The organism is Roseateles amylovorans, from assembly GCF_025398155.2.
Classification (GTDB): domain Bacteria; phylum Pseudomonadota; class Gammaproteobacteria; order Burkholderiales; family Burkholderiaceae_C; genus Roseateles; species Roseateles amylovorans.
In genome coordinates, this window is sequence record NZ_CP104562.2 from 2,134,984 (window position 1) to 2,148,141 (window position 13,158).

Consider the following 13,158-nt stretch of genomic DNA (forward strand, 5'->3'; position numbering starts at 1 on the left):
CGCGCTCAGGGGTGAGTTTTGGCACTTCCCATCTGAAAGTCAGGGTGAATCCCAGGAAGAAATCATCACGGAGGTAAAGAAACTGCCCTCGCTTGAAAACTTTGATGAATGCAAAGGTTTCAAAGATTCGGGATGGACGCCCGACGGGGGCGTGCCAGTTTCTTTATCAAGGAGTGACGATGTTCAAGAGAAAAACGATCAACCTCGCGGCATTGGTGGTCCTGGGCGCAGCCCTGCCGGCCCTCGCGCAACAGAGCCCAGCGCCTGCGCCGGCACCTGCCCCCACTGCGGAATCGCTGCAGCGCGTGGAAGTGACCGGCTCGCGGATCAAGACGATCTCGGTCGACACGGCCTCGCCGGTGGTGACGCTCGGTGCCGAAGCGATCAAGGTCGAAGGCCAGCGTGATGTCGAAGCACTCTTGAACAACCTGCCTCAGGTCTTTGCCGACCAGGGTGGCCAGGTCTCCAACGGTTCGACCGGCACGGCCACGGTGAACCTGCGCAACCTGGGGGCATCCCGCACGCTGGTGCTGATCAACGGTCGCCGTCTGCCTGCCGGCAGCCCGCGCAACCTCGCGACCGACTTGAACCAGATCCCGATCTCCCTGATCAAGCGCGTGGAAGTGCTGACCGGTGGTGCCTCGGCCATCTATGGCTCGGATGCGGTCTCGGGCGTGGTGAACTTCATCATGAACGACTCGTTCACCGGGCTGCAGCTGGACTACAACTTCCAGGGCTACAACCACCAGCAGCACAACGATGTGGCGTCGGTGGTCAGCGGCCGCAACTTCCCGGTGCCGGGCGACAAGGACCTGGACGGCAAGTCGCATGACTTCAGCGTCACCATGGGCGCCAACTTCGCCGACAACAAGGGCAATGCCACCTTGTTCCTTGGCCACAAGCGTCAGGATGCGCTGCTGCAGTCCGAGCGTGACTTCACCGCCTGCGCGCTGACCGTGCCGACCAACGGCTACTACGGCTGCGGCGGCTCGGGCACCAGCTTCCCGGGACGTTTCACCACCCTGGACACGACGATGACGGACTTCACCATCGCCGATGCGGCAGGTGGAACGCGTCCGTGGAGCGGCACCACCGACCTCTACAACTTCGGCCCGATCAACTATTTCAATCGGCCCTCCAGCCGCTACACCGCCGCGGCCTTCGTCCATTACGACGTGAACGAGAAGGCCCGTGTCTACACCGAGTTCAATTTCCACGATGACCGCACCGTGGCGCAGATCGCGCCCTCCGGCGCCTTCGGCGTGCCGTTCACCGTCGACTACGACAACCCGCTGCTCACCGCGTCGTCGCGTGCTGCGCTGGGCCTGACCGCACCGGGCCAGTCCAAGGACATCTATCTCTTCCGTCGCAATGTGGAAGGCGGCGGACGTCAGGACGACATCCGTCACACCTCCTACCGCGGCGTCCTGGGCGTCAAGGGCGACCTCAACAGCGTCTGGTCCTATGACGTGTCGACCTTGGTGGGGCGCGTCGTCTACCAGGAAACCTACAAGAACGACTTCTCGATCGCACGCACCTCGCGCGCGCTCGATGTGGTGACCGATCCCAAGACCGGCGCACCGGCTTGCCGCAGCTTTGTGGATGGCAGCGATCCGACCTGCGTGCCCTACAACATCTGGAAGCTGGGCGGCGTGACGCCCGAGGCGCTGAACTACCTGCAGACGCCAGGATTCCAGAAGGGCCACACCTCGACCAAGGTCAGCACCGCCACCATCAACGGCGATCTGACCGATTACGGCTTCAAGCTGCCGACGGCCACCAGCGGCCTGGGCGTGGCGCTGGGCTTCGAGCGTCGTGAAGAAGAGATGGATCTGAGCACCGACGCCGCGTTCGCCACCGGTGATCTGGCGGGGCAGGGCGGGCCGACCATCGGCGTGGGCGGCAAGTACACGGTGAACGATGTGTTTGCCGAAGCCCGCCTGCCGCTGCTGGAAAACGCCTTCATGGCCAAGCAATTGAACCTGTCGGCCAGCTACCGCAATTCCAACTTCTCCACCAACCAGAAGACCGACACCTACGGCCTGGGCCTGGAATGGATGCCGGTGGACATGGTGAAGTTCCGCGGCAGCTACCAGCAGGCCAGCCGCGCGGCCAATGTGGTGGAGCTCTACTCGGCCCAGGCGATCGGCCTGTACGACATGGATGGTGATCCGTGTGCCGGCGCCACGCCTTCGGCCACCGCCGCGCAATGTGCGCGCACCGGCGTGACGGCCGCTCAGTACGGGCAGATTGCCGACAGCCCTGCGCAGCAATACAACGCGCTCTTTGGTGGCAACACGCAGCTCAAGCCGGAAACCGCCAAGAGTGCCACGCTGGGCATGGTGCTCTCGCCGACGCGAGACCTGACCCTGTCGCTTGATTTCTTCACCATCAAGGTCGACGATTTGATCTCCACCGTCAGTGCGCCGGTGACGCTGCAGCAGTGCCTGGAGACGGGGTCGGCCGTGTTCTGCGACAAGGTCAAGCGCGACGCGGTCGGCACCCTGTGGGCTACGCCGCAAGCCTCCATCACCGCCACCAACACCAACATCGGTTCGCTCAAGACCAATGGCCTGGACCTGGCGGCCGACTACTCCACCAGCCTGCCGGCGGGCTGGGGACGTGTGGACGTGAGCATGGTCGGCACCTACCTCAAGAAGTTCGAGGTGCAGGACCTGCCGGGCCTGGACAGCTATGACTGCGCCGGCCTGTACGGCGCGATCTGCGGCACGCCGATGCCGGAGTGGCGCCACAAGTTGCGCACCACCTGGGTCACGCCTTGGAATGTGTCGCTGGCATTGACCTGGCGCCATCTGGACGAGGTGACGCTGGACAGCAGCACCAGCCAGACCCGCCTGCATGCCGCCACCTATCCGTCGTTGATGAAGACCTTGGGCGCGCGGGATTACTTCGATTTGGCCGCGTCCTACCAATTGACCAAAAGCATTGTGTTGCGCGGTTCGGTCAACAACCTGTTTGATCGGGATCCGCCGCTGCGTTCGAACGGGTCGGGATTGGTCAACGGCAATACCTATCCGGTGGTCTATGACGCACAGGGGCGCCGCATCAGTGTGAATCTGACTGCGACCTTTTAAGTCAGTTTGGGAATCGCCTGGCCCGGATTCATCCGGGTGAGGCGAAGGAAAATGGGCTCGAGGAGGTGTCTCCTTGAGCCCCATAGTTAATCAGGTGAAGAATCGAAATGGCGATGAAAGCGCCGCCGCTCGAAAGCCTCATCTCACGCCGACCGGTGCTCGCACGCCGCTGTAAGTAGGTGTTTGATGGCCGACTCATGACTGAACTGAAATCGCACTTTTGACCGAATTCGGTGCGCGATTGATCTGATGTGGCGCATTGGATGCCCCATATTGGGAATCCTTCCCGTCTGGGCTACGGAATATGGATCGGCCTGATCAGGACTTTTCCGGACTTTAAGTTGACTTTTGGATGACCGTTCATTGACTTTCATGACCACATCGGAAAGTCAGGGTGAATCCCAAGAAGAGATGTTCACTGCCGTCAAGAAACTCCCGACGCTTGAGAACTTTGATGAATGCAAAGATTTCAAATATTCGGGATGGCAGCCCAACGAGGGCATGCCAGTTTCTTTAGTAAGGAGTGAAAATGTTCAAGAGAAAATCGATCAACCTCGCGGCATTGATGGTCCTGGGTATCGCCATGCCGACCCTCGCCCAACAGCGTACCGCGCCCTCGCCGGCACCTGCTCAGGCTGTGGAAACCCTGCAGCGCGTAGAAGTCACCGGCTCGCGCATCAAGACGATCTCGATCGACACGGTCTCGCCGATGGTGACGCTCGGGGTCGAAGCGATCAAGGTCGAAGGCCAGCGTGACGTCGAAGCACTCTTGAACAACTTGCCTCAGATCTTCGCCGATCAAGGCAGCCAAGTCGCCAATGGCGCGACCGGCACGGCCACGGTGAACCTGCGCAACTTGGGAGCGGCCCGCACGCTGGTGCTGATCAATGGTCGCCGTCTTCCGGCCGGCAGCCCGCGCGAACTGGCGGCCGACCTGAACCAGATCCCGATTGCGTTGATCAAGCGCGTGGAAGTGCTGACCGGCGGTGCGTCGGCCATCTACGGCTCGGACGCGGTCGCAGGCGTGGTGAACTTCATCATGAACGACTCGTTCACCGGCCTGCAGTTCGACTACAACTTCCAGGGCTACAACCACCAGCAGCACAACGATGTGGCATCGGTCGTCAGCAGCCGCAATTTCCCGGTGCCCGGCGACAAGGACCTGGACGGCAAGTCCCACGACTTCAGCGTCACCATGGGCGCCAACTTCGCCGACAACAAGGGCAATGCCACGCTGTTCCTGGGCCACAAGCGCCAGAGCGCGCTGCTCCAGTCCGAACGTGACTTCACCTCCTGCGCGCTGACCGTGCCGACCGACGGCTACTTCGGCTGCGGTGGTTCGGGCACCAGCTACCCGGGTCGGTTCACCACCCTGGATGACACCATGACGGACTTCACCATCGCCGATGCGGCCGGTGGGACGCGTCCGTGGAGCAGCACCACCGACCTCTACAACTTCGGCCCGATCAACTACTTCAACCGGCCCTCCAGCCGCTACACCGCCGCGGCCTTCGCCCATTACGACGTGAACCAGAAGGCCCGCGTCTACACCGAGTTCAATTTCCACGATGACCGCACCGTCGCGCAGATCGCGCCCTCCGGCGCCTTTGGCGTGCCGTTCACCGTCGAGTACGACAACCCGCTGCTGACCGCGTCGTCGCGTGAGGCACTGGGTCTGAGCGCTTCGGGCCAGTCCAAGGATATCTATCTGTTCCGACGCAATGTGGAAGGCGGCGGACGTCAGGACGACATCCGTCACACCTCCTACCGCGGCCTCATCGGCGTGAAGGGCGATCTCAACAACGCCTGGTCCTATGACCTGTCGACCCTGGTCGGACGTGTGGTCTATCAGGCGACCTACAAGAACGACTTCTCGATCGCCCGCACCTCGCGTGCGCTGGATGTCGTGACCAATCCGGCCACCGGCGCGCCCGCCTGCCGGAGCTTTGTGAACGGCACCGACCCGAATTGCGTGCCCTACAACATCTGGGCGCTGGGTGGCGTGACGCCCGAGGCGCTGAACTACCTGCAGACGCCGGGACTCCAGAAGGGCCACACCTCGACCAAGGTCAGCACCGCCACCATCAACGGCGATCTGACCGACTACGGCTTCAAGCTGCCGACGGCCACCAGCGGCCTGGGCGTGGCGCTGGGTTTCGAGCGTCGTGAAGAAGAGATGGATCTGAGCACCGACGCTGCCTTCGCCACCGGCGATCTGGCGGGGCAGGGCGGGCCGACCATCGGCGTCGGCGGCAAGTACACGGTGAATGATGTGTTTGCCGAAGCCCGGTTGCCGCTGCTGGAAAACGCCTTCATGGCCAAGCAGCTCAACCTGTCGGCCAGCTACCGCAATTCCAATTTCTCCACCAACCAGAAAACCGACACCTACGGTCTCGGGCTGGAATGGCTGCCGGTGGGCATGGTGAAGTTCCGCGGCAGCTACCAGCAGGCCATCCGTGCGGCCAATGTGTCGGAGCTCTACTCGGCCCAGGCGATCGGCCTGTACGACATGGATGGTGATCCGTGCGCCGGCGCCACGCCGTCGGCCACCGCCGCCCAATGCGCTCGCACCGGCGTGACGGACGCTCAATACGGGCAGATTGCCGACAGCCCGTCGCAGCAGTACAACGCGCTCTTTGGTGGCAACACGCAGCTCACGCCGGAAACCGCCAAGACGGCCACGCTGGGCGTGGTGCTCTCGCCCACGCGAGACCTGACCCTGTCGCTCGATGTCTTCAACATCAAGGTCGACGACCTGATCGACACCGTTGGGGCGCCGGTCACGCTCCAACAGTGTCTGCAGACGGGGTCGCCGATCTTCTGCGACAAGGTCAAGCGCGACGCGGTGGGTACGCTGTGGGCCACACCGCAGGCTTCCATCACCGCCACCAACACCAATATCGGTTCGCTCAAGACCAGTGGTGTGGACCTGGCGGCCGATTACTCCACCAAGCTGCCGGCCGGTTGGGGACGTGTGGACCTGAGCATGGTCGGCACCTATCTCAAGAAGTTCGAGGTGCAGGATCTGCCGGGCCTGGACAGCTATGACTGCGCCGGCCTGTACGGCACCATCTGCGGCACGCCGATGCCGCAGTGGCGCCACAAGCTGCGTACCACCTGGGTGACGCCTTGGAATGTGTCGCTGGCATTGACCTGGCGCCATCTGGACGAGGTGACCCTGGAGAGCAGCACCAGCCAGACCCGCCTGCACGCCGCCACCTATCCGTCATTGATGAAGACCCTGGGCGCGCGGGATTACTTCGATCTGGCGGCGTCCTATCAATTGACCAAAAGTATGGTGGTGCGCGGCTCGGTCAACAACCTGTTTGATCGGGATCCGCCGCTGCGTTCGAATGGGTCGGGATTGATCAACGGCAATACCTATCCGGTGGTCTATGACGCGCAGGGGCGTCGCATCGGTGTGAATCTGACTGCGACCTTTTAAGTCAGTTTGTGAATCGCCAAGCCCGGATTCGTCCGGGTGAGGCGAGGTGGAAAAGGGCTCGAGGAGGCGTCTCCTTGAGCCCGATGCGTGGCGATACATGCCCCGTGATGGGGCGAGTTGCACAATGAAAGGGCGATGACAGAGCTGCATATGAATCATGTTGGTGCGAGCCGCGCGCGCATTTGTCAATGCGGGCGTGCAATAGAAACGATTCGCGCCGTAAAGAAACGCTTTTCGCCCCATGGTGCGCGTTGTATCGTTGCTGTGAAGCAACGTGTTACGGCCCTCGCCCACTTGGGGATTACCCGCGTTTTGGGCTCCGTTCGGCGGCTTGGCCGTCGGCAGTAGGGGTTCCCCGGGGAGTCCTTCACAACCCAGAAATCACACTGCGACCACCTAAATCTGAGACGGATGCTCAGGCACAGGTCTGACCTTTATCGAGGTCTGCCGCGTGTTGTCCAACACGTCATAAGTGTTTTCTGGAAAAGGAGTTTCCAATGTTCAAACGCAAGAGCGTCAATATCGCTGCTTTGCTGGCCCTGGGCGTGGCGCTGCCCGCTTTGGCGCAGCAGCAACTGGACAAGGTGGAGATCACCGGTTCGTCGATCAAGCGCATCGATGCTGAAACCGCGCTGCCGGTGAGCGTGATCAACCGTGAAACCATCAACAAGAGCGGCGTCGCCAACGTGCAGGAGCTGGTCGACCGCCTGAGCTACAACAACGGTGGCGGCCTGGCACTGGGTCAGTCCATCGGTGACGGCTCGGCCAACGGCCAGACCGGTGCCTCGCTGCGCGGCCTGGGCCGCTCGCGCACCCTGGTGCTGCTCAATGGTCGCCGCATGCCGGTCTACCCGTTCTCGGGCCAGGGCGTCGACCTGAACTCCATCCCGCTGGCGGCGATCGAGCGCATCGAAGTGCTGCGTGACGGCGCCTCGGCCACCTACGGTTCCGACGCCATCGGCGGCGTGATGAACTTCATCACCCGCAAGGACTACCAGGGCGGCGAGCTGTCGGTCGGCCTGGAGTCGCCGCACAAGGTGGGTGACGTGTTCTCGCTGTCTGGCGGCTTCGGCTTCGGCGATCTGGCCAAGCAGAAGTTCAACGTGATGGGCACGTTCAACTACCAGACCTATGACGCCATCCGCGCTGCGGACCGCGGCTTTGCCTCCACCGGCAACCGGCCGGACATTGGTGTGGTCAAGGACTCGGGCAACACCTTCCCGGCCAATGCCGTGATCCCCAGCACCGGCCAATACGTGCCGCTGGCGGCCAACTACCCGGTCTGCGCGCCGCCGGATTCCTACGCTGGTTCGTCCAACTGCCGCTACGACTACACCCATTACATCGACCTGATTCCTCAGCAGGATCGGTACGGTGCCTTGGTCAAGGGCACGCTGGCGGCGAATGAGAACACCACGCTGTTCGCCGAAGTGGCCTACAGCCGCAACGAAATGATCCTCGGCTCGTCGCAGACGCCGTCGACCACCACCGGCAAGCCGGCCTATCTGTACCCGGGTGGCGGCAAGTGGTACCCGACCGCAGCGGTGGATGCCGTGCTGCCGGGCTACCGCGGCCCGCTGCGGATTTCCTGGCGGATGGTGGACGGCGGTCAGCGCCGCACGAAGGTCACCAATGATGTGACCCGCACCGTGATCGGCGCTGAAGGCTCGCTGGCCGGCTTCGACTACAAGGGTGCTGTGGTCTATGCCGAAGGCAAGGCCCGTGAAGACTACGTCAGCGGCATCTTCTCCGACACGAAGCTGGTGCAAGCGCTTGCGACCGGCCTGATCAACCCGTTCGGCGCGAATGATGCGGCCGGCCTGGCGGCCCTGCGCGGTGCGGAACTGAGCGGCAATGCCCGCAATTCCAAGACGAGCAATGCCGGTGTCGACCTGACCCTGACGCGCGAGCTCTTCAGTGTGGGTGCAGGCAATGCCGCCATCGCCGTCGGCGGTGAGTTCCGCAAGGAGAAGTACAACGACGGCTATTCGGAGCTCGCGGGTTCCGGCGACATCGTCGGCGGCTCCGGCACCGCCGGCAAGGTGGCGGCCGATCGCGACGTGACGGGTCTGTTCGCCGAAATGAACTTCCCGGTGCTGAGCAGCCTGGAGCTGAATGCGGCGGTGCGTCATGACCGCTACAGCTCGACCCAGGGCCAGTCGCGCGACGGCTCCTACAAGACGCCGAACCTGTCGTCCACCAGCCCGAAGCTGTCGCTGCGCTTCACCCCGATGACCGGTCTTCTGTTCCGCGCTGCTGCGGGCAAGGGCTTCCGTGCGCCGGCGCTGGACAACATGTTTGCGCCGTCGTCGCTGACCAACACGGGCGGCAATTTCACGGATCCGAACTATGACCAGGTGACCGGATGCACCGCTGCACCGAACACCGATTACTGCGACACGCAGCTGACGACCCAGACCAACAGCAACACCCAGCTGAAGCCTGAGAAGTCGAAAACCTTCACCGCGGGTGTCGTGTTCGAGATGATCAAGGACACCACCATCGGTGTCGATTACTTCGACATGAAGATCACCAACGGTCTGCGTTATCTGTCGGGCGATGACATCATGCGGGACTGGCTGCGTCATCGCACCGGCCCCAACAGCAGCACCTCGATCTTCGCCAATCGTCTGGTGGTGGATCCGGCCACCGGCTACCTGAACTACATCCGTGGTTCGTGGGAGAACGTTGGCAAGATCAATGTGTCGGGCTTCGACTTCAGTGCGCGCACCCGTGTGCGGACCGACTTCGGCAGCTTCACGCCGGGTTGGGAAGCCACATTGCTGACCAAGAGCGAAGAGTCCATCGTCGGTACCGGTTCGGTCCGTGACAACCTGGGTAAGTACAACCTGGGTGGCCCGGTCGTTCGCTTCAAGCAGACCTTCACCCTTGATTGGGACCTGGGCAATTGGGGTGCGAGCGCGCGCTACAACCGCCAGAACGGCTACGAGGACTATGACGAGGTCAGCAAGGTCAAGGCCTACGATCTCGTCGACCTGCAAGGTCAGTACCGCGGCATCAAGAACGTGACGCTGACGGCCGGCTTCCGCAATCTGCTCGACAAGAAGCCGCCGACCACCGTCCAGGAAGACTACTTCCAGGTGGGCTTCGACCCGACCTACGCCGATGTGAAGGGCCGCACCTTCTATCTGCGTGGCACCTACAAGTTCTGATCTAAGCTCACGGTGATCTGAACCTCGCGGGCCCTTCGGGGCCCGCTCTACTTTGGGTGGCCATGGATTACCTCAATCCCACGCTCGACTACGCCGCTCTGGGCCAGACCTTGCGATCGCAGGGCCGTGTCCAGATTCGCGACTTCTTCTCCCCGCCGGTCATCGAGGCGCTGGACCAGGCGCTGCAGGCCATTGACTGGCAACTGGTCTACCGCGATCTGCGCGGCGACCGCCGGCTCACCGGCGATCAGCTCCGCGCCCTGACGCCGCCCGAACGCATGCAGCTCACCGAAGGCATCCATGCGGTCGCGCGGCAGGACTTCCAGTTCTCATTCTTCTCGGATTCGCTGGTCGAGGCGGTGCATGACGGTCGCACCGACCTGCTGGCGCGCTTCATGCGCTGGATGGCGGGCGAGGAGTTCCTCTCCCGCATGCGAGAGCTGAGCGGCGACGCTCAGATCAACGGCGTCTATGCCCAGGCCACGATGTACGCGCGGGGCAATTTCCTCACGACCCATGACGATCATGTCGAGCGCGAAGATCGCCGGCTGGCCTACGTCATCAACCTGACCCGGCGTTGGCGTCCGGACTGGGGCGGGCTGCTGCACTTCACCGAAGCGGATGGCTCGGTGGTCGACACCTTCTATCCCCATTTCAACTCGCTCTCGCTGTTCACCGTGCCGCAGCGACACTTCGTGTCTTATGTGCCGCCCTTCGCCATGGGCGAACGAACTGCAATTACAGGTTGGCTCATCGCGGCGTAACTCATCTGTACCTGTCGCATCCAGAGGGAGCCGAGCAGGGCGGGTCCGCTTTTTGCTCTGTACTTGGCGGCGGGTCTGGATGGACGGGTCGGGAAAGCACTAAGGTGGTGCTGACTCGGTGCAGAATTCCAGACCACTAAAATACCAGGCTGATCTCCGGAGCCGACAGAGCGGACATTCCCCTCCAGTTTTGACGGATCCGGGGCCTGGGCGAAGCGCGTATGCTGGGGCAAACCCCATGGCTTCAGGCTGAAGCAAGTCGTTTATGATCAGCGTCGCGCAAGGTGGTCAATCCTGTAGTTTTGCTACGGAATGGGACCATTCCTTGAGACGCCCGTAGCCACAAGCTCACGGGCATTTTTGTTGAGTCGGGTTCGTATCGTGCCCAGGGTTTCGAGTCTTCGTATGTCCATCCTGCATTCGGCGGGGCGGCGGTCTGTGGCTCACGGCGTGGCCACGGCATCTGTCGTTTCCCGTCGCTCGCACAGCCGGCAAGACAGGCGCTTTTGACCCTCGGGTCGCGGCGCGAACACCTGATCAGTCCTGGTGCTGTGTTGAGTCGAACTCCCCGGTCGTCTCGATGAAAGAAATTCGCAGTTTGATGAAGGAGCGCGCATGAACTTTGCGCAGGATAAAGGCGGGTCATCGCGCCTGACGGGCCTCGGCCTCGTCGTGCTGGTCCACGTCCTGATCATCGGCGCCCTGGCCAGCGGCCTGGCAACGAAGATCAAGGAAGCTGTCAAAGGCCCGATCGACGTCAAGGTCGTCGAGGAGAAGGTCAAACCGCCGCCGCCGCCCGAGAAGGTGATTCCGCCTCCGCCGGACATCAAGGCACCGCCGCCGCCGTTCGTTCCGCCGCCGGAAGTCGTGGTGACCGCGCCGCCGCCGCCGACGCCGACCGTGGTCGCGCAGTCGACGACGCCGCCGCCGCCGAGCGACTTCCGTCCGCAGCCCGCACCGACGCCGCCGGCACCGCCTGCGCCGCCGGCCAAGCCCAGTGTCATGAAGGCCGTGGGCAACTGCACCAAGATGGGCAAGCCGGAAATGCCGGCGCTCAACTGGTCGGGCCAGGCGTCGTACAAGGCCACCTTCACGGTGAAGGGCGGCAAGGTGACGGAAATTTCGCTGGCGACGCTGCGCGGCGCCAATGACCGCAAAGCTGATCGCGCCCTGAAAAACGCGATCACCGCTGCACTGAGCGAAAGCTACGAATGCCCGGGCGACCTGATCCTCGAGCAGGAGTTCGTGTTCAACATGGAGTGATCCAACGGACTCCTCCGGTCCTGTGATCGTTCCACGGGGCGCCTGACGCGCCCCGGTTCCCCCTCAACCTGAGTTCAAGACTTTTTGCGTAGGAGCTAACTCCATGATCTCTCGTCTGTCTGCCTTGTTTGCGGCCATCGCATGTGCCGCGACCCTGGCCGTGTCCCCCCTGGTTGCTCACGCGCAGGATGCCGCTTCCGCTGCTGCTTCGTCCGTTGAAGCCGCTCCTGTGGACGCCGCCCCCATCACCGCTCCGGAAGCCGCTCCTGCTGCTGCCAAGCCGGTCGACAACCCCTACAGCCTGGGCAACATCGTTGCCCACGGCAACATCGTGGACCAGATCGTTCTGGCGATCCTGTTCGTGATGTCGCTGGGTTCCTGGTACATCCTGTTCACGAAGCTCTGGGACACCTCCAAGATTGCTCGTGAAGCCAAGGACGTCCGCGCTTCCTTCTTCAAGAAGGCTTCGCTGCAAGAAGGCATCAAGGGCCTGAGCGAAACCGGCGCCTTCCGCTTCATCGCCCAAACCGGTGTCGAGGCGTCCGATCATCACGAAGGTGCGCTGACCGAGAACATCGATCACAACACCTGGGTGACGATGAACATCGACCGCGCCGTCGGCGAAGTGAACTCGCGTCTGCAAGGCGGCCTGGGCTTCCTGGCGACCGTGGGCTCGACCTCTCCCTTCATCGGCCTGTTCGGTACCGTCTGGGGCATTCTGCAAGCACTGACCCAGATCGGCGTGGCCGGTCAAGCGTCGATCGACAAGGTCGCCGGCCCGGTGGGCGCTGCGCTGATCATGACCGCCATCGGTCTGGGTGTCGCGGTTCCCGCGGTGCTGGGCTACAACTGGCTGGTCAACCGCAACAAGTCGGTGATGGGCCAAGTCCGTGCCTTCGCTGCTGACCTGCACGGTGTCCTGATGGGCAGCCGCAAGGTCGCAGGCCGTTAATTCACAGTAGTCCTGGAGGACTCACTATGGGGATGAACGTAGGTTCGTCCGGTGGCGATGACGAGGTGGTCTCGACCATCAACACCACACCCCTCGTGGATGTGATGCTGGTGCTCCTGATCATCTTCCTGATCACCGTGCCGGTGGTGACGCAGTCGGTGGGGGTGACCCTGCCGAAGGAGACCAATGCGGTCCGCGTCACCAAGCCGGAAAACATTGAAATCGCGGTGACGAAGGATGGCGACATCTATTGGGGCGTGCAGCCGATTCCGGATACGGAAGCGCTGGTGGCACGTCTGAAGAAGATCGCAGTTCTGAATCCTCAGCCGGAAGTCCACATCCGTGGCGATGAGAAATCGCGCTACGAAAACGTGGGCAAGGTGATGGTCGCGTGCCAGCGCGCGGGCATCATGTCCATCAAGTTCGTCACCGAGCCGCCGGCTCGCGGTGGCTGAAGGAGCGACAC

The 13,158-nt window shown here is 62.6% G+C and carries 7 protein-coding genes; all 7 read left to right on the forward strand.

Annotation, left to right across the window (positions count from 1 at the left end; translation table 11 throughout):
• The first annotated feature begins 179 nt into the window (after window positions 1-179).
• Complete coding sequence (locus N4261_RS09150) at window positions 180-3,095, forward strand: TonB-dependent receptor domain-containing protein (protein WP_261759845.1); 2,916 nt, start codon at window positions 180-182, stop codon at window positions 3,093-3,095.
• 529 nt (window positions 3,096-3,624) lie between these two features.
• The gene (locus N4261_RS09155) at window positions 3,625-6,540 is read left to right on the forward strand and encodes a TonB-dependent receptor domain-containing protein (RefSeq protein WP_261759846.1); all 2,916 of its coding nucleotides are present in this window, start codon (window positions 3,625-3,627) and stop codon (window positions 6,538-6,540) included.
• A gap of 497 nt (window positions 6,541-7,037) precedes the next feature.
• Window positions 7,038-9,713, forward strand: coding sequence for a TonB-dependent receptor (locus N4261_RS09160; RefSeq protein WP_261759847.1), 2,676 nt, complete (start codon window positions 7,038-7,040; stop codon window positions 9,711-9,713).
• Window positions 9,714-9,775: 62 nt separating this feature from the next.
• Window positions 9,776-10,477, forward strand: coding sequence for a 2OG-Fe(II) oxygenase (locus tag N4261_RS09165; RefSeq protein WP_261759848.1), 702 nt, complete (start codon window positions 9,776-9,778; stop codon window positions 10,475-10,477).
• Window positions 10,478-11,092: 615 nt separating this feature from the next.
• Entirely contained in the window at window positions 11,093-11,740 is a 648-nt protein-coding gene (locus tag N4261_RS09170; protein ID WP_261759849.1) for an ABC transporter substrate-binding protein, read from the forward strand.
• A 103-nt stretch (window positions 11,741-11,843) separates the two neighbouring features.
• Complete coding sequence (locus tag N4261_RS09175; RefSeq protein ID WP_261759850.1) at window positions 11,844-12,692, forward strand: MotA/TolQ/ExbB proton channel family protein; 849 nt, start codon at window positions 11,844-11,846, stop codon at window positions 12,690-12,692.
• A gap of 26 nt (window positions 12,693-12,718) precedes the next feature.
• Window positions 12,719-13,147, forward strand: coding sequence for an ExbD/TolR family protein (locus tag N4261_RS09180; RefSeq protein WP_261759851.1), 429 nt, complete (start codon window positions 12,719-12,721; stop codon window positions 13,145-13,147).
• Window positions 13,148-13,158: the final 11 nt, after the last annotated feature.

Bases quoted from the DNA above. Each gene is read 5' to 3' on its own strand.
- N4261_RS09170 (WP_261759849.1), top strand. From the start codon at position 11,093: ATGAACTTTGCGCAGGATAAAGGCGGGTCATCGCGCCTGACGGGCCTC.
- N4261_RS09180 (WP_261759851.1), top strand. From the start codon at position 12,719: ATGGGGATGAACGTAGGTTCGTCCGGTGGCGATGACGAGGTGGTCTCG.
- N4261_RS09150 (WP_261759845.1), top strand. From the start codon at position 180: ATGTTCAAGAGAAAAACGATCAACCTCGCGGCATTGGTGGTCCTGGGC.
- N4261_RS09155 (WP_261759846.1), top strand. From the start codon at position 3,625: ATGTTCAAGAGAAAATCGATCAACCTCGCGGCATTGATGGTCCTGGGT.
- N4261_RS09165 (WP_261759848.1), top strand. From the start codon at position 9,776: ATGGATTACCTCAATCCCACGCTCGACTACGCCGCTCTGGGCCAGACC.
- N4261_RS09160 (WP_261759847.1), top strand. From the start codon at position 7,038: ATGTTCAAACGCAAGAGCGTCAATATCGCTGCTTTGCTGGCCCTGGGC.
- N4261_RS09175 (WP_261759850.1), top strand. From the start codon at position 11,844: ATGATCTCTCGTCTGTCTGCCTTGTTTGCGGCCATCGCATGTGCCGCG.